Raw genomic sequence first — 21513 nt, 5'->3', positions numbered from 1 at the left:
CGTTCGCGGGCGGGGTTAGCGTCCCTCCATGGACGCAGCCCTCCGTCTCTTCCGGCCCGACGACCCGGACTTCGCCGCCGACCCGTACCCGGCCTTCGCCGAGCTGCGGGCGCTGGGCCGGGTGCACCGGTACGAGCCGACCCGGCAGTACCTGGTGCCCGGCCACGCGGACGTGTCGGCGCTGCTGCGGGACCGCCGGCTGGGGCGCACGTATCTGCACCGCTTCGGCCACGAGGAGTTCGGGCGGACACCGCCGCCCGCGGCGCACGAGCCCTTCCACACGCTGAACGACCACGGGCTGCTCGATCTGGAGGCCCCCGACCACACCCGGATCCGCCGCCTGGTGACCAAGGCGTTCACCCCGCGGACCGTGCAGCGGCTGGAGCCGGTGGTGCGGAAACTGGCGGCGGAACTGGTCGGGGACCTGGTGGCGGCCGGCGGCGGGGATCTCGTCGCGGCCGTCGCCGAGCCGCTGCCGGTGGCCGTGATCGCGGAGATGCTCGGCGTGCCGGAGGCCGACCGGCCGCTGCTGCGGCCCTGGTCTGCCGACATCTGCGGGATGTACGAGCTCCACCCCTCCGAGGAGACCGCGCGCCGTGCCGTGCGGGCGTCGCTGGAGTTCAGCGCCTATCTGCGGGAGCTGATCGCCGAGCGGCGCGGTGCGCCCGGGGAGGACCTGGTCTCGGCGCTGATCCTCGCCCACGAGGAGGAGGACCGGCTCAGCGAGCAGGAGATGATCTCCACCTGTGTGCTGCTGCTGAACGCCGGCCACGAGGCGACCGTGAACACCACCGCCAACGGATGGCGGACGCTCTTCCACCACCCGCGGCAGCTCGCGGCCCTCCGCGCGGACCCGGCGCTGCTGCCGACGGCCCTGGAGGAGCTGATGCGCTTCGACACCCCGCTCCAGCTCTTCGAGCGCTGGGTCCTCGACGACATCGAGATCGACGGCACCCTCGTGCCGCGCGGCAGCGAGCTCGCGCTGCTCTTCGGCTCCGCCAACCGCGACGGGGCCCGCTTCGAGAACCCCGACGAGCTGGACCTGGCCCGCCCCGACAACCCGCACATCAGCTTCGGCGCGGGCATCCACTACTGCCTGGGCGCGCCCCTCGCCCGCCTGGAACTCGCGGCGTCCTTCGGGGAGCTGCTGCGCAGGGCGCCGGGGCTGCGGCTCGTCCGCGAGCCGGAGTGGAAGCCCGGCTTCGTGATCCGGGGGCTGAAGGAGCTGCTCGTCGAGGTGTGACCGGCTCAGGCCCCGGGGCCCTGGCCCGTGCGGGCGAGCCCGGTGTCCACGTAGGGGAACTCGGGCCGATCGTACGGCTCCCACCAGCTCGTCAGCCCCCATACGCCGAGGGCGCCGGCCGCCACGGCGGCCAGCAGCGCGGGCACGGCCCGCCCGGTCGTGCGGACCACCAGCAGCCACACGGCGAGCGGCACCAGGGCCCCGCCGAGGGCGACGAGCGGCAGGTCGATCCAGAGCACGCTCAGGTCCCGGTGCTGCTGCTCGAAGCCGCCGTGGACGCTGACACGGGCGAGCGGGGCCCAGCTCAGCACGGCGACGCAGGCACCGAGCGCGGCGAGCGCGAGGCCGAGGCAGCCGGTGCGGGAGGTACGGTCCACGGTGATCATGACGCCCGGCGCCGCGCCCCGGTTCCCGGGGCCTGCCGGGGGCGGTTGCGCCAGGGACCCGTCCCCGGCCCGGTGCGCCGGGGGCGGCCCGCGGCAGGCCCCCCGGTGGCTCAGGTCAGGACGTCGCGGCGGCGGAGGGCCACGAGGCCGGCGGTCGTCAGGGACGCCGACACGAGGAGCAGCACCGCGACCGGGGGCCACGTCATCGCACCGCCCGGCAGCTTGGGCAGGTGGCCGAAGGGCGAGAGGCCGAGCACCGGGCGGGGGACGTCGAAAGCGGGACCGATCCAGCCGACCGCCACCGCCGCCCCGGTGGCGCCCCACGCCGCCACCGCAGCCCGGGGCAGCGCCCCGTGGAGCAGGACCGCGAGCCCGCCCAGCGTCCACATCGCCGGGAGCTGCACCAGCGCGGCGGCCGGCAGCGGGCCGAGGTCCCTGCCGTGGCCCAGCCACAGGCCCGTTCCGGCGAGCAGCATGAGCACCGCCGAGCCGCCGAAGGCGATCACCAGATGGCCGGCCGCCCAGCGGATCCGGCCGACCGACGACGCCAGGACCGGCTCGGCGCGCCCCGAGGTCTCCTCGCCGTGCAGCCGCATCACGGAGGCGACCGTGTACAGCGCGCCGATCATGCCGAACAGGCCCGCCATGGTGGCCAGGAACGCCTCGGTGAGACCGGCGCTCCCGCCCATCCGCTCGAAGATCCCGCGCGCCTGCGCGTTGTCGCCCACCAGACCGGCCGCTCCGTCGGCCATGCCGCCGAAGACGGCCCCGGCGGCGAGGAAGGCCGCCGCCCAGCCGGCGAACGCGCCGCGCTGGAGCCGCCGGGCGAGGCCGGCGGCGGTGGCGATCCGGCCCTCGGCGGGGCCGGGCGAGGCCGGCAGGAAGCTCATGCCGACGTCCCGCCGCGAGGCCAGCGCGTACGCGGTGGCCGCTCCGGCCGCGGCGGCCAGGGCGAGGACCGGCAGCAGCCACCAGCGCTCCCCCTCGGGGGCGTAGGGGCGGACGTGCTCGGCCCAGCCGAGGGGGGAGAGCCGGGTCGGGAGCGGGACGCCGGCGGACCTCTGGGAGTCGCCCGCCGCGCGCAGCGCGAAGGCGAGCCCGAGGAGGCCCGCCGTGGCGCCCTTGGCGAGCCGCGCGCTCTCGGTGATCTGCGCGACGACGGCCGCCAGAGCGCCGAAGACCATGCCGGTGCCGCCGATGGCGAGCCCGAGGGCCAGCGCCCCCGCGGCCCCCCGGCCGGCCAGGCCGGCGGTGACGGCGGCGGCGACGAGCAGATTGGCGGTCAGCGCGGTGAGCAGGGCGGCCGTCAGCGGCGCGCGGCGTCCCACGACGGCCGCCGACAGCAGCTCCTGACGGCCGGTCTCCTCCTCCTCGCGGGTGTGCCGCACGACGGTGACCAGGCTCATCACGGCGGCGAGGACGGCCGCGAAGACCCCGAAGCGCCAGGCGACGAGGGCGCCGACGGAGTCGCCGAAGACCGGTCCGACGAGGGAGCGCATGGAGCTGTCGGCGTTCATCGACGCGGCGGCCGCGGCACGTTCGGCCGGGGTGGCGTACAGGCCCTCCAGCGTGCCGGCGCCGCTGACCACGAGCAGTGCGGTGACCAGGATCCACAGCGGCAGCACGACGCGGTCCCGGCGCAGCGCGAGGCGCAGCAGGGCTCCCGTGCCGGCCAGTCGTCCGTAGCCCGCGGCGCGGCGGGCGGCGGGCCCGGCCGCCGTGGCGGTGGTGGCGCTCATCGCCGCGCCTCTTCCCCGGGCGATTGCCGCGTCGCCGGCTCCTGGGGCGCGTAGTGGCGCAGGAACAGCTCCTCCAGGGTGGGCGGTGTGCAGGTCAGGGACCGCACGCCGGAGGCGGTGAGGCTGCGGAGCACCGGGTCGAGGCGGTCGGTGTCGACCTGGAGGCCGACCCGCCGCCCCCGCACGTCCAGCGCGTGCACCCCCGGCATGCCCGCGAGCCCGTCGGGCGGCGCGTCGAGCTCGGCGACGATGCTGGTGCGGGTGAGGTGGCGCAGTTCGGCCAGCGAACCGGTCTCGACCGTCCGGCCGCCCCGGATGATGCTGACCCGGTCGCAGAGGGACTCGACCTCGCTGAGGATGTGCGAGGACAGCAGCACGGTCCGTCCCCGGTCGCGCTCCTCGCGCACGCACTGCTGGAAGACCTCCTCCATCAGCGGGTCGAGCCCGGAGGTCGGCTCGTCGAGGATCAGCACGTCGACGTCGGACGCGAAGGCGGCGACGAGGGCGACCTTCTGGCGGTTGCCCTTGGAGTAGGTGCGGCCCTTCTTGGTGGGGTCGAGCTCGAACCGCTCGGTCAGTTCCGCCCGGCGCCCCGGGTCGAGGCCGCCGCGGAGCCGTCCGCAGAGGTCGATGACCTCGCCGCCGGAGAGGTTGCGCCACAGGGTGACGTCGCCGGGGACGTAGGCGACGCGCCGGTGCAGGGCGACGGCGTCGTGCCAGGGGTCCTTGCCGAGCAGCTGGGCGGCGCCGGAGTCGGCGCGCAGCAGGCCGAGCAGGACGCGGATGGTGGTCGACTTGCCGGCGCCGTTGGGCCCGAGGAATCCGTGGACCTCGCCGGTCTCGACGGCCAGGTCGAGGCCGTCCAGTGCGCGGGTCCGGCCGAACGACTTGTGGAGGCCGGAGACGGTGATTGCCTTCGTCATGATTCTGAACGTACGCGTGTTTCACAAAATTGTGAAGTTAAGGAAGCGTATGAAGGGCGTATAGGATCGTGGCGTCGGCGGGCGGGACGGGCACACGAGGAGACGATGAGGCCATGAGCGGCAACGAGGAGGCCATCTCGCGCTTCGTGGAGCGCTTCGCTTCCGAGCTGACCGAGGCGGGCATGCAGCGGATGGCCGCCCGGGTCTTCGCGGCGCTGCTGGCCTCGGAGAGCGGATCGATGACCTCGCAGGAGCTGGCCGGGCAGTTGCGGATCAGCCCGGCGGCCGTCTCCGGCGCCGTCCGCTACCTCTCCCAGGTCAACATGGTCGGGCGCGAACGCGAGCCCGGGTCCCGCCGTGACCGCTACGTCCTCCACAACGAGCTCTGGTACGAGGCCTTCGCCAACCGCGACCAGATCCTCACCCGCTGGGAGAAGGTGCTGCGCGACGGCGCCGACGTGCTCGGCCCGGGGACCCCGGCGGGCACCCGCATGGCGGAGACGGCGGAGTTCTTCGAGTTCGTCCAGCGGGAGCTGCTGGCCATGATGGACCGCTGGCGCGCCCACAAGGCCGCCCGCGCCGACGGCTGAGATCCCGCGGGCGGCGGCCCGCCGCCCGGCGCGCTCAGGCCGCCGGCAGGGTCAGCCCCCAGGCGCCGGGGCGGACGGTCCAGGTACGGGTGCGGACCGGGCCGGTGACATGGGTGTCGGCGCGGTAGCGGAAGTCCGGGCCCGAGACGGTGACGGACAGCGCGTCGGCCCGGAGCGGTGCCGGGACGGCCCGGCGCCGCACGACGACCTCCGCCCGGCCGTCCGGGCCCGCGCGCACCGACACGGCCTCCACCGGATCGTCCAGGTCCGCGAGCACCACGCCGTCCGCCTCCACGCGCAGCCGGTGGTGCCGGGGCGCGGGGGCGGGCGGGGCGGGGCCGACCAGGGTGCGGACGAGGGAGCGGGCGGCGTGCCAGACCGACGCCTCGGCGCGGGCGGCCGAGCGCAGCGCGGGGATCGTCAGGCCGCCCAGGACGACGCCGTCGGACTCGTCGACGAGCAGGTCGAGCCGCCGCACCGCCCCGTCGAGCACGGCGCGGGCCGCCGCGACGGCGCCCGCGGGCACGCCGAGGGAGTGGGCGAGCTGCACCGAGGTGCCCACCGGGACCAGCGACAGGGCCCCGTCGCCGAGCCAGCGGTCGCGGTGCAGCAGGGCCACCGCACGCAGCAGCGCCCGGTCGTCGCCGACCACCACGGGCCGCCTCGACCCCCTGCGGGCCAGCGCCCGGGCAAATTCTTCCGGACCGTCGGGGAGACAGATTTTCGCCTCCGACCCGCCGCACAGCACATCCTTCGCGATACGCACGGATTCGCCGTCCATTCGGCGGGCGACCGGGTCGATGACCACCAGCAGCTGGTCGTGATCCGACACCTCGGTCCTTCCTCGGGTAGCATCTTTGTGCAAGAGCCCCTTGCGCTATTGCGCCAGGGGCTTCGTCTATTCCGGGGCAACCGGTCCGAAGACTCAGGCACGGCTCAGGCCCCCTGACCTTCGTCTTGCCCCGCCCGGAAGGGGTGTACGCCTGTGCCCGCACTTGTGCTGCTCGGTGCTCAGTGGGGTGACGAGGGCAAGGGAAAGGCCACCGACCTCCTCGGTGGATCCGTGGACTATGTGGTGCGCTATCAGGGTGGCAACAACGCGGGCCACACGGTGGTCGTCGGTGACCAGAAGTATGCGCTGCATCTCCTCCCTTCCGGAATCCTCTCGCCCGGATGTACTCCGGTCATCGGCAACGGCGTTGTCGTGGACCCCGCGGTCCTGCTCTCCGAGCTGAGCGGGCTGAACGACCGCGGAGTCGACACGTCCAAGCTGCTGATCAGCGGAAACGCGCATCTGATCACCCCGTACAACGTCACCGTCGACAAGGTGACGGAACGGTTCCTCGGGAAGCGCAAGATCGGCACCACCGGCCGTGGCATCGGCCCGACCTACGCCGACAAGATCAACCGCACCGGCATCCGCGTCCAGGACCTCTACGACGAGTCGATCCTGGAGCAGAAGGTCGAGGCGGCGCTGGAGTCCAAGAACCAGCTCCTCGCCAAGGTCTTCAACCGGCGCGCGATCGAGCCGGGGAAGATCGTCGAGGAGATGCTCCAGTTCGCGGACGCCCTGCGGCCGTACGTCGCGGACACCACGCTGATCCTCAACGACGCCATCGACGCGGGCAAGGTCGTCCTCTTCGAGGGCGGCCAGGGCACGCTCCTCGACGTCGACCACGGCACGTACCCCTTCGTGACGTCCAGCAACCCGACCGCCGGCGGCGCCTGCACGGGCGCGGGCGTGGGCCCGACGAAGATCAGCCGCGTCATCGGCATCCTCAAGGCGTACACGACCCGTGTCGGCGCCGGCCCGTTCCCGACCGAGCTGTTCGACGAGGACGGCGAGGCGCTGCGCCGGATCGGCGGCGAGCGCGGTGTGACCACCGGCCGTGACCGCCGCTGCGGCTGGTTCGACGCGGTCATCGCCCGCTACGCGACCCGGGTCAACGGTCTGACCGACTTCTTCCTCACCAAGCTGGACGTGCTCACCGGCTGGGAGCAGATCCCGGTCTGCGTCGCGTACGAGATCGACGGCAAGCGCGTCGAGGAACTGCCCTACTCGCAGACCGACTTCCACCACGCGAAGCCGATCTACGAGACGCTGCCGGGCTGGTCGGAGGACATCACCAAGGCCAAGACCTTCGCCGACCTGCCGAAGAACGCGCAGGCCTACGTGAAGGCGCTGGAGGAGATGTCCGGCGCGCCGATCTCCGCGATCGGCGTCGGCCCGGGCCGGACCGAGACGATCGAGATCAACTCGTTCCTGTAGGCGCGTCCGCCGCCGCCGGCGGCACACCGCGGGGCGCTCCGTCCGACGACGGGGCGCCCCGTTCGCATGGGCCCCGGGGCCGGGGCGGGCGGACAGCGGTCGCACGCCCGGGCGGACCGCAGCACGGCCGGGAGGGCCCCGTACGCCCCGTACGCCTCGGGCGCCTCGGGCGGACCGCCGCCCGCCGGGACCGCCGCGGGCCCGGGGCGGGTCAGCTCTCCCGGGACCGCCGCGGGCCCGGGGCGGGTCAGCTCTCCCGGGACCGCCGCGGGCCCGGGCGGGTCAGCCCTCGCGGCGGAAGGCGGCGGGCGGGTCGTCGTTGCCGACCTGGGCGATGACGGCCTCGTCGGTGCTCTTGAGCCGGATCGTCTCCGTGACGCCCTTCTCGCACTGGTCCTCCGGCTCGGCGACCGTGACGATCGACGGCCCGAGGCGCACCGAGGTGCTGTTGGCGTCCGCGAGGGTGCTCTCCCACTCGCAGTGGTAGGCCGGGCCGTCACCCGTCCACCTGGCGACCACCTCGCCGTACGCCCCCTGCTCCAGGACGAGGGTCATGGAGGTGCCGCTCTCCATGCCCTGGCGCTTCCAGGTGCCGAGGAACTCGGCGGGGATCGGGGTGTCGGACGGCTCGGTGCGCTTGAGGATCGCCGTCTCGTCGCCGTCGCCGCTGGTCCAGGTCAGCGAGCCGTCGTCGCGCAGCCGCAGGGTCTGCTCGCCGCCGTCGCTGCACCCGTCCTCCGGGATGGAGCTGACCGAGCGGGAGTCCAGGACCATCAGGCTGCCGAACGAGACCAGCTTCGCGGCGCCCGTGCACAGCTGGGACTCGAAGGAGTTGAACGTCGTGGCGACGTCCTCGCCCTCGATGCCCTGGGAGATGGTGATCCGCCGGAGCGCGACGACATTGCCGTCGGAGTCCTTGCCCTCGCCCTGCCAGGTGCCCAGGTACTCGTCGGCGATCGAGCCGCCGATGGAGGCCGAGGGCGCGGGGCCGGGCGGATCGGTGATCTCGGCCCCGGTCGGGTCGGCGGTCGGGTCCTCGCCGCCGCCCCCGCCCACGGGCTCGTCGGTCTTCTTCGCCCCGCCGGCGCTGGAGTTCTTGTCGTCCTTCTTGTCGTCGCCCAAGGTCATGGCGGCGTAGGTGATGCCTCCGCCGAGCAGGGCGACGGCGAGGGCGACCGAGCCGACGACCAGCCCCAGGCGCTTGCGGCGTGCCGGTGCGGGGGCGGGCGACGGTGTCGTCGGCAGGGGATCGCCGAAGACCCCCAGCGGGGCCGCGACCGGAGTCGGGTGCGGCGCGGGGGCCGGGTGCTGGGCCGGGTCGGGTGCCGACGACGGCGCGGGGTCCGGCGCCGGGGTGTGCGGCGGCCGCGCGTCGGAAGCCGGGGACGGCTCCGGCGCGGACGCCGGCGGCGGGGTGGGCTCCGCCTCGGGGACCGGCGGCGCCTTCGCGGGCACCGGCGGGGTCGTGGGCGCCTGCGCGGGCGGTGAGACCGGCGGGGGCGGCGTCGACCCGGGCGGCGGCGGTGCCGGGGTGCGGGGCACGGTCGTGGGCAGCGGCGGAGCCACCGGGGGCGCGGGCATCGCGACCCGGGTGCCGGGAGCCTCGCTGTCCAGCAGCAGGGCCGCCTGGCGGCCCAGTTCCGCGATCAGCCCGGACGGCAGCCACGGCTCGGTGTCGGCCTCCGCCGCGACGGCGGCGGTCCGCTCGATCAGCTCGGCGGGCGACGGCCGGTCGGCGGGCTCCTTCGCCAGGCAGGCGCCCACGAGTTCGGCGAGCGCGTCCGGGAGGCCGGACAGCTCCGGCGGCTCCTGCGCGATCCGGTACATCACCGCGTGCATACCGCTGTCCGGCGAGCCGAACGGCTGGCGCCGGGTGGCGGCGAAGGCCAGCACCGAGCCCAGCGAGAAGACGTCGCTCGCCGGGGTGAGCGGCTCGCCGCGCACCTGCTCGGGCGACATGTAGCCGGGGGACCCGATCACCGCGCCGGTGCGGGTCAGCTTGCCGTCGGCCGTCACCGCGTCCAGCGCGCGGGCGATGCCGAAGTCGATGACCCGCGGGCCGTCGATGGTCACCAGGATGTTCGCGGGCTTGAGGTCGCGGTGGATCAGCCCCGCCCCGTGGACGGCGACGAGCGCCCGGGCGAGGCGGTTGGCGAGGATGAGCACCGAGCGCTCGGGCAGCGGCTCCGGGCGGCCCGCGATCACCGCGTGCAGCGAGGGCCCCGGCACGTACCCGGTGGCGACCCACGGCGCGGCGGCCTCCGTGTCCGCGTCCAGCACGGGCGCGGTCCATTCCCCGCCGACGCGCCGCGCGGAGGCGATCTCCTGGGCGAACCGCCTGCGGAACTCGGGCTCCGACGCCAGCTCGGAGCGGACGAGTTTCACGGCGACGGTGCGGCCACCGGCCGAGCGGGCCAGGTAGACCTCACCCATGCCGCCCGCACCGAGTCGGGCAAGGAGCCGGTAGGGGCCGATATGTGACGGATCGTCATGTGTCAGCTCATCCACGCGCCGATCCTCGCACAGCACCGGCGCGAGGTGGCGGCTGTCGCCGTATCGGGAACTTCTGTATCCGGCTCGTGACCTGCGCACTCCGGCGGGGCCGCGGCGGCGGGGCCGTGCCGGGCGGTGACCGCGCCGGGCGGGGACGGGCGCGCGCGCCCGGCCGGACTTCGGCGCGGCGGCGGCCCCGGGGGGCTGGACCGCCCGGGGGTGTCCTGCGGGGCCGGCCGATCGGCCGACGGAGCGTCAGGTCGGTTGTGCCGTACGGCAGTTCGGCGCATCCGGTGCGCTCGTGCCGCCCTTGTGGCGGACGGTCTCCTGTGCTGTCATACGGGTGATCACGCCACCCGGGGGGAGACCGGCGTGCTGATGCCACCGCGTCCGGAAGCGCCCCGTTTCGTCGGTCCCTACCGCGTCCTCGCACGCCTCGGATCCGGGGGCATGGGCGAGGTCCATCTCGCCGCGGACGAACGGCGTCCGCCGGACCGCACCCTCGTCGCCGTCAAGACCGTCCGCCGGGACGTGGCACGGCAGCCCGGCTTCCGCGACCGCTTCCGCCGGGAGATCGGCACCGGACGCCTGGTGGGCGGCCGGTACACGGCGCGGCTGCTCGACGGCGACCCGGACGCCGAGAGTCCGTGGCTCGCCACCGAGTACGTCCCCGGACCGACGCTCGAACAGGTGGTGCGCGAGGCAGGGCCGCTGCCCGAGGCCACGGTGCGCCGGCTCGGGCTCGACCTGGTGCGGGCGCTGCGCTCGATCCACCACGCGCAGGTGCTCCACCGGGACCTCAAGCCCGCCAACGTGCTGCTCACCGCCGAGGGCCCCAAGGTCATCGACTTCGGGATCGCCCGCGACTTCGGCGCCAGCACCATGACGGACACGGGCGTGGTCATCGGCTCGCCCGGGTTCATGTCGCCCGAGCACGTGGCGGGCAGCCGCCGGGTGGTGGCGGCGTCCGACGTCTTCTGCCTCGCCGCGGTGCTCTGCTGGGCCGCGACCGGGCGCACCCTCTTCGGGGACGGCCCGCTGCCCGTCGTCCTGTACCGGATCGCCGTCGCCGAGACCGACGCGGCCGATGTGCCGCCCGGGCTGCTGCGGCTGCTGGACGGCTGTCTCCACCGGGACGCGTCCGCCCGCCCCGACACGGCGGAACTGGAACGGCGCCTGGCGGACGCCGCCGGAGACGACGACGCCTACTGGCCCGACGGCGTCCGCCGGGCGGTCGACGCCCGCCGGGCCGAGGCCGACGCGCTGCTCGCCGCACAGGGACCGGTGACCGCGCACCCGCCCACCGCGCCGGGGCGGCCGCCGCGCCCCGCGGGGCTCCCGGCCGGGGCGCCGCCGGGCGGCCCGGGCGGCGGTGGCGGTCGTGCTCGTGGTGTCCGCCGTGGCCGGGGCCCGGGCGTACCTCTTCGACGGCGGCGGTTCCGGCGGTGGTTCCGGGAGCGGCTCCGGCGGCGGGGAGGGCGGACAGGCGGGCGCCACCCCGGCCGGCACCCGCGCGCCGGCGGTGTCCTCCGTGGACGCGCTGGGCGGCAGCGACCGCAGCCGCGTCTTCGCCCTCGCCGCCACCGAGCGGCCGCGGAACTGGAAACCGTGGTCCGCCCGGCTGCCGGACGCCCCGGCGGGATGCGCCGCCGACCCCGCCCTGGTGGTCTGCCGGCTGGCCGACGGCAGCGTGCAGGCGCTCCGCTCCGGCGACGGAAAGGCGCTCTGGCGCACCGAACGGCCGGACACGTCCGGGGAGCCGGCCGGTACGCGGCCGGCCGGGACCACCGTCCCGCTGGTCGCCGGCGCCCTCGTGGTGAGCGCCGAGGAGGGCAGGCTGCGCGGCCGGGCCGTGGCGGACGGACGGATCGTGTGGGACGTGCCGCTCGGCGGCCGGGCGGCCGGCCGGCTGATCGGCGTCGAGGGACGGGTGTTCGCCGGCCGCGCCGGCCCGGACGGCCTGCACGTCGGCGCCCACCGGATCGCGGACGGCGCCCGTGACTGGACCAGGCAGGTCGCCGGGCCCGGGGCGGCGGCCGGGAGCGGGGCCCTGCGGTACGGGGCGCACGGCCACGCGGCGGGACTGCTGTACGCCAACACCGAGCGGGGCCTGGAGTCCTGGGACACCGACACGGGATCGCTGCGGCACCTCGCGGAGTCCTTCGACGTGGACGGCTTCGGCGAGCAGAGCACCGAGACCCGGCAGTGCCCCGACCTGCGGCTCGCCGCCGGCCAGATCTTCTGCCCCGACCCCGACGGCGCCGGGCTCCACATGCGGGCGGCCGAGGACCTGTCGGGCCTCTTCCGCGAGGACACGATGCGCCTCCCGGCCGGGGCGGACCCCCGCAGGGCCGTGATCGGCGCGGTCTACGTGGGGCGGGCGCTGGTCCTCCCCACGGGAAGCGGACAGGTGCGGGAGATCGGCGGCGGAGCGGACGAACCGCTGGAGTACGACGTGGCCGGCCCCGGCGGGCGCCCGGTGCCGCTCTCGGTGCCCGTCCTCGTGGGCACGACCGTCGTCTTCGCCGACGACACCTCGCTGTACACGCGGCCCCAGGGCGGCGAGGTGGCGAAGTCCCCCGTACGGGGCGCCCCCGGGGCCGGCGGCAGCGGTTCCGGCCGGGGACCGGAGCTGCTGTCCGTCGGCGGCACGGTGCTCCTCGCCTACGGCGACGGCACGGTGGCCTCGACCGCGCTGCCCGGCCGCTGACCGGAACCAGGAGGAGGGGAAGCGATGATCGAGCAGCTGGACGGGGCGTCGGTCCGCCGGCTCGGCCCGTACGTCACCGTCGGCCGGCTCGGGGCGGGCGGCATGGGCGAGGTGCATCTCGCGCGGCTCGACCTCGGCCCGGTGCCGGAGCCGGGCCCGGGCGCCGTGCCGGGAGGCAGGGTGGTCCTCGCCGCCGTGAAGACCATCCGGGCCGACGTCGAGGCGGACGCGGACTTCCGGGTGCGCTTCCGCCGCGAGGCCGAGGCGGCGCGGTCGGTGCGCAGCCCGTACACGGCCGAACTGCTCAGCGCCGCCCCCGACGACGATCCGCCGTGGCTCGCCACCGAGTACGTCGCGGGACCCTCGCTCGCCGACGCGGTCGCCCGCTCCGGCCCGCTGCCCGTGGCGGCCGTCCGGGCGCTCGGCGCCGACCTCGCACGGGCACTGCGCGCGATCCACGGCGCCCGGATCCTGCACCGCGACCTGAAACCGGCGAACGTCCTGCTCGCCGCCGACGGCCCGAAGGTGATCGACTTCGGGATCGCCCGCGCCTTCGACGGCACCGCCCTCACCGCGACGGGGCTGGTCGTCGGTTCGCCCGGCTTCATGTCACCGGAGCACCTGGTCGGCGGCGAGGCCGTCGGCACGGCCTCGGACGTCTTCGCGCTCGGCGCCGTGATCGCGTACGCCGCGAGCGGCCGGGGCCCGTTCGACGACGGGGAACTGGTCGCCGTCTTCCACCGGATCGCGCAGGGCGACGCCCGGCTCGACGGTGTGCCCGGGGAACTGCTGCCCGTGGTGCGCGCCTGTCTGGCGCAGGCGCCCGCCGACCGCCCGACGACCGACGAGGTCCTCCGGATGCTGGACGAGGCGGCGGCCTCCCCGCGCCCCGGCGCCGTGCTGGGGCGACGGCCGGGGGCGTTTCCCTGGAACGCGGCGGTCGCGGACCTGATCGCCGCTCACGAGGACGCGACCCGCCGGTGCGTGGAGAACGCGCCGCCGCCGGCCCCCGTCCCGGCCGCCCCGCCGGGGAACGCACCCGGGGCGGCCGCCGCGGCCCCCCGCCGCCGGAGCCGGGCGTTCCGGGTGGGTGCCGCCGTGGCCGCCGGTCTGGTCGTGGGGCCCCTGACGGCGGTCCTGCTGAACGTGCTCGGCCCCGACCGGACGGACGACGGGGGGCCGTCCGCCGCTCCGACCCCCTCGCCCAGCAGCCCCGCGCCGGAACCGGACGGCGTCGAGGCGGTGTCCGCTTCGACCCGCTTCGGGGCGCACACGCTGGCCTACCCCGAGCCCGGCACGGCGGGATCGCGCAGACCCGGCGGCTGGAAGCCGTGGGACGTCACCACCGACGCTCCGCTGCACGGCTGCGTGGCGACCGTCGGCCACCTCGTCTGCAGCGGCCCGGAGGGCGTCGAGGCCCGCCGGACCGCCGACGGCACCCTGATGTGGAAGCACCCGCTGGCGCTGCGCCCCGGGGAGCCCGCGATGGTGCCCGCGGTCTCGGGCGACGAGCGGGTCTACCTGCCCGAAGGGTCCGACGTGCTGGTCGCCGGGCTCGACGACGGCAGGCCCGTCGCCCGCTGGGCGGGGCCCGCCGGATTCCTGCCGGAGATGGCCGTCGCGACCCAGGGGGTCGTCTACATCGGCTACCAGGGCAGGGGCGGGGTCGGATTCGCGGCGCAGATGCTGTTCCGCGCCTACCGGGAGAGCGACGGCACGATGCTCTGGGAGAAGTCGCTGGACTCCGCGTACCCGGCGAGCCTCACGCTCGCCGGGGGTGTGCTCAACGTGCAGGGCGCGGGCGCCGACAGCTGGCAGCTCGACCCGGCGACGGGGCGGGTGGCCGCCGAGTCCGAACTGTGCGCGGACACCGTCGGGCCCAACGGCGACCTCTACTGCTCCGCACCCGGCGGCGGCACCAGGATCCTCGCCCGCGGCACGCTGAAGGAAGTGCGCACCGTCCCCGGCTACCCGCTCGCGGTGAACGGTGACGGCATCGCCGTGTCCCTGACCGAGAACACCGCCGGAGCGGATCTGATGGCGGTCGACGTCACCACGGGGGAGGTGCTGTGGACCAGGGCGGCGCCCGAGGGGATGCCGAGCAACGTCGGGACGGGGAACGTCCTGCTGGTCGGCGACGCGGCGCTCGTGCTGCTGCCGGACCGCGTGGTGTCCCTCTCGCTCGACGACGGCGGCGTCCGGGGCGTCCGCGAGACGGCCGACATCTGGGCCGAGGACCGGTACACGCCGCCGCGGAGCCTCGTCGTCGGGGACGTGCTGATGCTCGTCGAAGGGGAACGCGCGGTGTCCGTCGCCCTGCCCTGAGACGAACCGGCCCCGGGCACAACCCTTCGGCCGTCCCGGTGGTCCCACCGGACACCATGCGAACCATGCGAACCATACGAACCGTTCTCGCCGCGACGACGGCGGCGGGGGCCGTCGCGGCCTTCGTGACCTGGCCCGCCTTCGCCGACACCGGCGGCGGCGCGATCGCCGTCGTGGCCGTGGTCTGGCTGCTGTTCGAGCTCCGCGGACTGCGGCGCGAGCGCGAGCGCGCCCGGGCCGAGGCCCTCCCGGACGACGCGCCGGACCCGGGCCCCGGTGAATGGGGTCCGGTCGCGGACGCGCTCGACTGAGGCCCGTCCGGTGGCGGAACGCCCTCGCCCGGGGCCGTCCGGTCGCGGGACGCGCTCGGCCGGAGGCCCCTGGCGCACGTCCTTCGTGACCGGCCGGTACGGGACGGGCGGCGACGCTGTCACCCGCATCTCGTAGGCTCCCGTGCCATGAGCGAGGGGGAGCCCGGCAGACGGGTGATCGACGGCCGGTTCGCGCTGGAGGCACGGCTCGGCGGCGGCGGCATGGGCATGGTGTGGCGGGCGCGGGACATCGTGCTGGACCGGGCCGTCGCGCTGAAGGAGGTCCGGCCGCCGGACCCGGGGCTCGCCGAGTACGACCCGCAGGGCGCGGCGCTGCTGCGGGCCCGTGTGCTGCGGGAGGCCAGGGCGCTGGCCCGGGTCGACCACCCCAACGTCGTCACCATCCACCATGTCGTCGACGCCGGTGAACACGCCTACCCCTGGCTGGTGATGGAGCTCGTCACCGGCGGCTCGCTCGCCGACCGGCTGGCCCGCGGGCCGATGGAGCCCCGGGAGGCCGCCCTGCTCGGCCGCGAGGTGTTCGCCGCGCTGCGCGCCGCGCACGCCGTGGGCATCCAGCACCGGGACGTGAAGCCGGCGAACGTCCTGCTGCGGCCCGACGGACGCCCCGTGCTCACCGACTTCGGCATCGCCGCCATCCGGGAGTCGACCGCCCTCACGGCCACCGGCTCCATCATCGGCACGCCCGACTACATGGCCCCCGAGCGGATCGCGGGCGGCGACGGCGGCCCCGGGGCGGACCTGTGGTCGCTGGCGATGATGCTGTACGTCGCCGTCGAGGGCGACCACCCGCTCCGCAGGAGCAGCACGCTGGCGACGCTGGCCGCCGTCCTCAATGAGGAGTTGCCGCCGCCGCGGCGGGCCGGTGTGCTCGCCCCGGCGCTCGCCGCGATGCTGGCGAAGGACCCGGCGGCCCGGCCGGCGCCGGACGCCGTGGACGCGATGCTCGCCGAGGCGGCGGCCGGACGGAGCCCCGCGCCGCCCCCGACCGGTGGCGGCGGCACGACCTCGTTCCACCTGGCCCCGCCGATGCGGCCGGACAGCCCCACGGGGCCCGGTCCGGTGCCCGCGGTGCCCCCGGCCGGCGGACACCCCGCGGCCACGGCGTGGCCGGCCGGGCCGGCGGCGCCGTACGCGGCGCCGTACGGCGGCCCGCACTCCGTGCGGGACGCGGTGCCCGGCGGGGACCTGCACGACCGGGCGCTGCGGATCACCGCCGCCGGGGACGGGCGCACCGTCCGGGAGGAGCGGCTGCGCCGCCGCATCACACGGATCGTCGTCGCCACGTCGCTCACCTCGACGGTGCTCGCCGGCGTCCTGGTGTGGCGCTTCCTCCCCGACGACGACCAGGGCGGCGGGGACGGCGCCAAGCCGGGGCCGTCGGCGACCGCGTCCCGGGCGCCGTCCGCCTCGGGAGCGGCCGACCGGCCGGACGCGTCGCCGGGCACCGGGGGCGGGGAGGACGACGCGGCCACGGACCTGCTCACCCCCGAGGGGATCCGCACGGCGGTCGCGGCGCTCAAGAAGGAGACGGGCACGGACCGGCTGTGCGGCCTGAACGTCTACCGGGAGTACGTCTCCGCCGATGTGATGCTCGACGGCAGCAACTCCCGGTACGACTCCTACACCTACCGTCCGGGGAAGGGGGTCGAGAAGGGCATCATCAGCGGTTCGGTGACTCCGCTGGAGAGCCCCTTCGACGTCGACGACTTCGACTGGGACGCCGTGCCGGGGCTGTTCGAGCGCGCGGACAAGGAGCTCAACGTCCCGGACGTCACCATGCGGTACCTCCTCGTCTCCGGTGCCGATCCGACCTTCGGCGACCCGAAGGGCATGTCGGCCTACCTCAGCAACGACCACAGCCAGAGCGGCTACATCGAGGCCGACCACAAGGGCAAGGTCCGCAAGGTGATGCCCAACGACGAGGACTGAGCCCCCGCCGTACCGGCCGCGGGGTCAGGGGTGCTCGAACCACTGGAGCACCCCCGCCGCGGCGAAGCACAGCGCCCCCGCCAGGGTGCCGGCGTCACCGACGGCCAGGCTCGCGGGCACGTCCTCGCCCGGGGTGACCAGGTCCGCGAGGGCGGCGATCATGAACAGCGCCGAGCCGGCCAGGTTGACGGCGGTGATCCACCAGCCGAGGTCGTGCGGGCGCACCCCGCCGGGGCCGTGGCACACCTCGGCCAGGGCGAGCTGCCCGGAGATCAGGAAGAGCACGCAGCCGATGACGTCCGGCGCCCACACCAGGCGGGCCGCCTGCTGGGTGCTGAGGCCCTGGAGGAACGAGTCCAGCAGGTTGACGCCGAACACCAGCGTGCCGGCGAACAGCAGGAAGGTGCCCAGCCAGTCGATGCGCATCGGCTCGTAGCTCCACCACCGCCACGCGGTGGGCTCCAGCCGGTCGCCGCCGGCCGGGCGGCGGGGCGCGTTGACGGCCTGGAGGAGGGAGGCGTAGCCCCCGGTGTTGAAGAACAGGCCCCCCGCGAAGTAGGCGACCGTCACGGAGGTCGTGTCCGCGTCCGCGATCGCGAGCGCCGCCCCGGCGGCGAAGAGCAGCCCGCCGACGGTGAACGTCACCGCCGCGACGGAGTTGAGCGCCCGCAGCCGGGCGAGCGTCGGGGCGTCGGCGTGGCGCACCACCGCCTCGGCCTCGTGCGCGGCCCGCACGGTCAGCGCCCCCAGCTTGCGGACCGTGCGCGACTCCCACACGGCCTCGCTCCCGCCGGCGCCGCGCAGGGTCAGCCGGGTGGTGAACGGCCCGGCGCCCTCGGACAGCTCGTCGGGCTCCCGGCCGGCCGGTTCCTCGTCGCGACGCACCCGCGTCAGCGTAGTGACGCGGGACGTCCCGGCCCGGCAGCGACGCGGGGACGTCCGGGTCCGGCAGCGACGCGGCCCCGCCCGGGGCCGGGGATCAGGGGCCGTCCTCGCCGCAGATCCGCAGGCCCCTGGGCGTCGCGCAGGGCAGATGGCCGTGGGTGGTGATCACGTCCTGCCCGCCGCCGCGGCTCATCCAGGCGAGGAAGGCCGACACCAGGGAGTCGGCCGGCGGCCGGCCGTAGGTGTAGGCGTACTCGATCTCCCGGTACGGGTAGTCGCCGGTGCCGATGGTGTCGACCGAGGGCGCGTCGCCGTCGATCGTCAGCCGGTGGAGGCCCTTCAGGTCGTCGCCCGCCCGCAGTTCGCTGTAGCCGATGGCCCCTTCGTGCGCGGCGACGGCGGCCAGCACCTGGCGGGTGCCGTCCAGTTCGCAGCGGACCACGGGGGCCTCCGGGTCGTCCTTGGTGACGCAGTCGCGCGAGGAGCTGGCCGGCTCGTTGCGGTGCAGGACGCGGCGCTGGAAGACCTCCCGGGTACCGGAGTTGGCGTCCCGGCTGACCAGGCGCACCGGCAGGCCGGTGACGCCGTCGATCTGGCGCCAGTCGGTGATCTCGCCCCGGTACAGCCGGCGGACGTCCTCCAGCGAGAGGTCCCGCAGCGGCACCGCGTCGTTGACCACCAGGGTGAAGACCGACACGGCGACGCGGTGTTCGCGCAGCGCGGGGTGCCCGCCGGGCTTGGGGCCGTCCGAGAGGGCGATCATCGCGGGCGAGCCGCCCTTCGCCGCGGCGCCCGCGTCGGCGAGGGCGCGGATCCCGGCGGTGCTGCCGTGGGCGTCGACCTCGACCGACGAGCCCGCGCAGTCCTTCTCGTACTTCTCCGCCAGCTCCGTGAGCACCGGTTCGAAGGCGGTCGAGCCGGTCAGCGTCACGGTGCCGGTGGCGCAGCCCATCGGGGGCCGGTCGTCGTCGCGGGCGACGATGATCGAGGCGAGGGTCACCACGCAGACCGTGAGCAGCACGGTGACGAGCCGGGCCGCCCGGCTGAACAGGGGCAGCCGCTCGTCCGTGGGGACGGCCCGGTTGGGCAGCACGTCGCCGTCCCTGATGCCCCCGGTGACGGTGATGTCCCCGCCCACCGGGCCGCCGGTCAGCAGCACGAGCAGCTTGAAGTGCTGCCCCTGGTTGAGCGGGACGCGGGGCAGATGGATCACGGCGCCGCTGTGGCGCATGCCCGCCGCCGCGGTGAAGTGGTCCATCAGGTGCTCCGCGCCGCGCGGCTGGGTGACCGCTATGGCGCGCACCGTGCGGCCGGTGAACTCGGCGCTCAGACCGTGGATCTCGCGGCCGGTGTAGTCGTCGCCCGCGATGCTCTGCGACCCGTCGTTCTCGATGCGCAGCAGGACGAGGGTGGCGTCGGCCATCTCCGGCGCCTCGTTGAACAGCCCGAGGCGGAAGTTGGGCCGTCCGGCGCGGACGCTGCTGCCGATCGCGGTGTCCATCTGGACGCGGTAGCCGATCCGCCGGCGGCGCGGCACCCGGCGCTCGTACCAGAGCACCCCGCAGGAGACGAGCACGCCGAGCAGGGCGGTGGTCACGGCGACGACGTTCTCGGGACTCAGCCACTCCACGGGGCAACGGTAGGGCGGTTTCCGGCCGCCGTGAGATCAACTCCGCTGTGTTCCACGGGAGTTCGGCGGGCGTTCAGCGATCCGGCGGCCGGCGGCGGTCAGTCGCGGAGGTACACGCCCGGCTCGCCGTCCGCGCCCATCCCGTAGGCGAGCAGCCGTTCCTTGCCGCCGTACGGGGCGATCCGCAGGTTCTGGGAGCCGCCGTCGCGCCAGCACTCGGGGTCCGACACCTTCTCGTCCGCGGCCGGCGGGCCGAGCACCAGCAGGCCGCCCGCCCCGGCCAGCACGGCCGTGGACGCGCAGTGGAGGCTGCCGCCGGTCGGTTCGCCGGTCTCCTCGTCGGTCCGCGGGATCTCCGACTCGAAGCGGACGACCGCGGAGCCGACGGGGCCCTGGGTCACCGTCAGCCGGCGTTCGAAGAGATCGGCCTGGCCGCCGTCCCACTGCGGGCCCGACTCGTCCTCCAGCCACTCGCCGAGGAACTTCGCCGGGACCACCTCGGGCCCGGTGGGCGCCCGGCGGAACGTCGCCGTCACCGCGCCCGACGTCCACTCCAGGACGTCGGGGGAGCGCACGGTGAGGGTCTGGTGCGCGGCCGGGGTGCACTCCTTGCCGGGCACGCTCACCGTCACATCGCTCTCGCCGAAGACGATCCGGTCGGCGTCCGCCGACACCAGCACCGAGCGCCCCATGCACAGCCGTTCGCCGGTGACGGTGGCGTACACGGCCGTCTTCTCGCCGCGCCGGCCCTGCCCGATCTCGATCCGGCCGGTGGACTTGGGGACGTCTGCGGTGCCGGCCAGCACGCCCTCCCAGGCGCCGACGAACGCCTGCGGCACGTCACCGGTGGGACGGGAGGCGTCGCCGCCCTTGCCGGTGGACCCCGTCCGGCCGGAGGAGCGCTCCGGGTCCCCCTCGCGCTGCTGCCAGACGACGGCCGCCGTCCCGCCCGCGAGCACCACCACGGCCAGCGCCGCGCCGAGCACGGCCAGGCGCCGGCGGCGGGGCGGGGCGGGGCGGGTGCCCGTGGCCGGGCCGTCCCCGGTGACGGACGCCGGGTCGGTGGTGCCGGGCACGGGGGTGTCCGCGTCGAGCACCCGGGCGGCACTGCGGCCGAGGCCCGCGAGCACGTCGGCGGGCAGCCAGGCACCGGGCGGCCCCTGCTCGCCGGCGGCCAGCACGGAGGCGGGCGGACGGCGGGCCGGGTCCTTGTCGAGGCAGGCGCGGACCAGCGGACCGAGCTCCTCCGGGAGCCCGGTGAGATCCGGTTCGTCGTGCGCGATCCGGAACATGGTGGCGTGGGCCCCGCTGTCGGCCGAGCCGAACGGTGCCACACCGGTCGCCGCGTAGGCGAGGACCGCGCCGAGGCAGAAGACGTCGGACGCGGGCGACAGCTTCTCGCCCCGCACCTGCTCCGGCGACATGAACCCGGGCGAGCCGACGACCGCGCCCGTCCCCGTCAGCCCGCCGTCGGTGACGGTGTCCACCGCACGGGCGATGCCGAAGTCGATGACACAGGGCCCGTCGACGGTCAGCAGGATGTTGGACGGCTTGAGGTCGCGGTGCACCAGGCCCGCCGCGTGGATGTGCGCGAGCGCGTCCGCCAGCCTGGCCGCCAGGGCCCGCACGGTGGCCGCGGGCAGCGGACCGAACTCCTCGCCGACCACCCTGCGCAGCGAGGGACCCGGCACATAGGTCAGGGCCACCCAGGGCGACACGGCCTCCGTGTCGGAGGCGATCACCGGCGCGGTACCGCCGCCGACCCGTTCCAGCGCGGCCACCTCGCGGGCGAACCGGCGGCGGAACTCGTCCTGTTCGGCGAGCTGCGCGTGCACCACCTTGACGGCCACGGTCCGGCCGCCCTCGGAACGCGCCAGGTACACCCGGCCCATGCCGCCGGTGCCCAGTCTCCCGATGAGGCGGAACGGGCCGATACGCGTCGGGTCGTCGGAGGTCAGGTCGTCCACGCCGCGATCCTTCCACAGGGGGCCGCCCGCGGGCCGGGGCTTCACGGCCTGTCCACGGGAGTGCGGCGAGGCTCACGTGAACGGGCCGC

The 21513-nt window shown here is 75.6% G+C and carries 15 protein-coding genes and 1 pseudogene; 8 read left to right on the top strand and 8 right to left on the bottom strand.

Features of this window, described 5'->3' with window-relative positions; genetic code table 11:
* Nucleotides 1-28: 28 nt before the first annotated feature.
* Nucleotides 29-1243, top strand: coding sequence for a cytochrome P450 (locus tag JE024_RS16580; RefSeq protein ID WP_205374331.1), 1215 nt, complete (start codon nt 29-31; stop codon nt 1241-1243).
* Nucleotides 1244-1248: 5 nt separating this feature from the next.
* On the opposite strand, the gene JE024_RS16575 is transcribed toward JE024_RS16580, so the two are convergent.
* From JE024_RS16575 to JE024_RS16565, 3 genes are all read right to left on the bottom strand, one after another.
* The gene (locus tag JE024_RS16575; protein ID WP_205374330.1) at nt 1249-1629 is read right to left on the bottom strand and encodes a hypothetical protein; all 381 of its coding nucleotides are present in this window, start codon (nt 1627-1629) and stop codon (nt 1249-1251) included.
* Between the two features lie 110 nt (nt 1630-1739).
* Nucleotides 1740-3368 (bottom strand): ABC transporter permease, encoded by a 1629-nt coding sequence (locus JE024_RS16570; protein WP_205374329.1) that lies wholly within the window; start codon nt 3366-3368, stop codon nt 1740-1742.
* On the bottom strand, nt 3365-4291 hold the full coding sequence (locus JE024_RS16565; RefSeq protein WP_205374328.1) for an ABC transporter ATP-binding protein: 927 nt from the start codon (nt 4289-4291) through the stop codon (nt 3365-3367). Before JE024_RS16565 ends, JE024_RS16570 begins: the two co-directional genes overlap by 4 nt.
* 113 nt (nt 4292-4404) lie before the next feature.
* On the opposite strand from JE024_RS16565, the gene JE024_RS16560 reads away from it, so the two are divergent.
* On the top strand, nt 4405-4881 hold the full coding sequence (locus JE024_RS16560) for a GbsR/MarR family transcriptional regulator (RefSeq protein ID WP_205374327.1): 477 nt from the start codon (nt 4405-4407) through the stop codon (nt 4879-4881).
* 34 nt (nt 4882-4915) lie between these two features.
* Here JE024_RS16560 and JE024_RS16555 read toward each other — a convergent pair whose 3' ends face one another.
* Complete coding sequence (locus JE024_RS16555; protein ID WP_205374326.1) at nt 4916-5713, bottom strand: diacylglycerol kinase; 798 nt, start codon at nt 5711-5713, stop codon at nt 4916-4918.
* A gap of 153 nt (nt 5714-5866) precedes the next feature.
* On the opposite strand from JE024_RS16555, the gene JE024_RS16550 reads away from it, so the two are divergent.
* On the top strand, nt 5867-7150 hold the full coding sequence (locus JE024_RS16550; RefSeq protein ID WP_205374325.1) for an adenylosuccinate synthase: 1284 nt from the start codon (nt 5867-5869) through the stop codon (nt 7148-7150).
* A gap of 282 nt (nt 7151-7432) precedes the next feature.
* On the opposite strand, the gene JE024_RS16545 is transcribed toward JE024_RS16550, so the two are convergent.
* Nucleotides 7433-9658, bottom strand: coding sequence for a serine/threonine-protein kinase (locus JE024_RS16545; RefSeq protein WP_205374324.1), 2226 nt, complete (start codon nt 9656-9658; stop codon nt 7433-7435).
* 363 nt (nt 9659-10021) lie between these two features.
* Here JE024_RS16545 and JE024_RS42295 point away from each other — a divergent pair.
* The 5 genes and pseudogenes from JE024_RS42295 to JE024_RS16520 all read left to right on the top strand — a co-directional run.
* Nucleotides 10022-10762, top strand: a pseudogene (locus tag JE024_RS42295) (serine/threonine-protein kinase); the annotation flags it as partial.
* Nucleotides 10763-11024: 262 nt separating this feature from the next.
* Complete coding sequence (locus JE024_RS16535) at nt 11025-12353, top strand: outer membrane protein assembly factor BamB family protein (RefSeq protein ID WP_244882901.1); 1329 nt, start codon at nt 11025-11027, stop codon at nt 12351-12353.
* Between the two features lie 24 nt (nt 12354-12377).
* Nucleotides 12378-14678, top strand: coding sequence for a serine/threonine-protein kinase (locus tag JE024_RS16530; protein ID WP_205374322.1), 2301 nt, complete (start codon nt 12378-12380; stop codon nt 14676-14678).
* Nucleotides 14679-14743: 65 nt separating this feature from the next.
* Nucleotides 14744-14989 carry a hypothetical protein gene (locus tag JE024_RS16525; RefSeq protein WP_205374321.1) on the top strand — a complete coding sequence of 82 codons (246 nt, stop codon included), beginning with the start codon at nt 14744-14746 and terminating at the stop codon, nt 14987-14989.
* A 147-nt stretch (nt 14990-15136) separates the two neighbouring features.
* Nucleotides 15137-16942, top strand: coding sequence for a serine/threonine-protein kinase (locus tag JE024_RS16520; protein WP_205374320.1), 1806 nt, complete (start codon nt 15137-15139; stop codon nt 16940-16942).
* A gap of 24 nt (nt 16943-16966) precedes the next feature.
* Here the strand turns inward: JE024_RS16520 and JE024_RS16515 are convergent, their stop codons facing one another.
* The 3 genes from JE024_RS16515 to JE024_RS16505 form a co-directional block, all read right to left on the bottom strand.
* Nucleotides 16967-17827 (bottom strand): hypothetical protein, encoded by an 861-nt coding sequence (locus JE024_RS16515; protein WP_205374319.1) that lies wholly within the window; start codon nt 17825-17827, stop codon nt 16967-16969.
* Between the two features lie 94 nt (nt 17828-17921).
* Nucleotides 17922-19457, bottom strand: coding sequence for a substrate-binding domain-containing protein (locus tag JE024_RS16510; RefSeq protein WP_205374318.1), 1536 nt, complete (start codon nt 19455-19457; stop codon nt 17922-17924).
* A gap of 98 nt (nt 19458-19555) precedes the next feature.
* Nucleotides 19556-21424 (bottom strand): serine/threonine-protein kinase, encoded by a 1869-nt coding sequence (locus tag JE024_RS16505; protein WP_205374317.1) that lies wholly within the window; start codon nt 21422-21424, stop codon nt 19556-19558.
* Between the last annotated feature and the right edge of the window lie 89 nt (nt 21425-21513).

It is taken from the genome of Streptomyces zhihengii (assembly GCF_016919245.1).
Classification (GTDB): domain Bacteria; phylum Actinomycetota; class Actinomycetes; order Streptomycetales; family Streptomycetaceae; genus Streptomyces; species Streptomyces zhihengii.
This window is presented reverse-complemented; position numbering and strand designations above follow the sequence as displayed.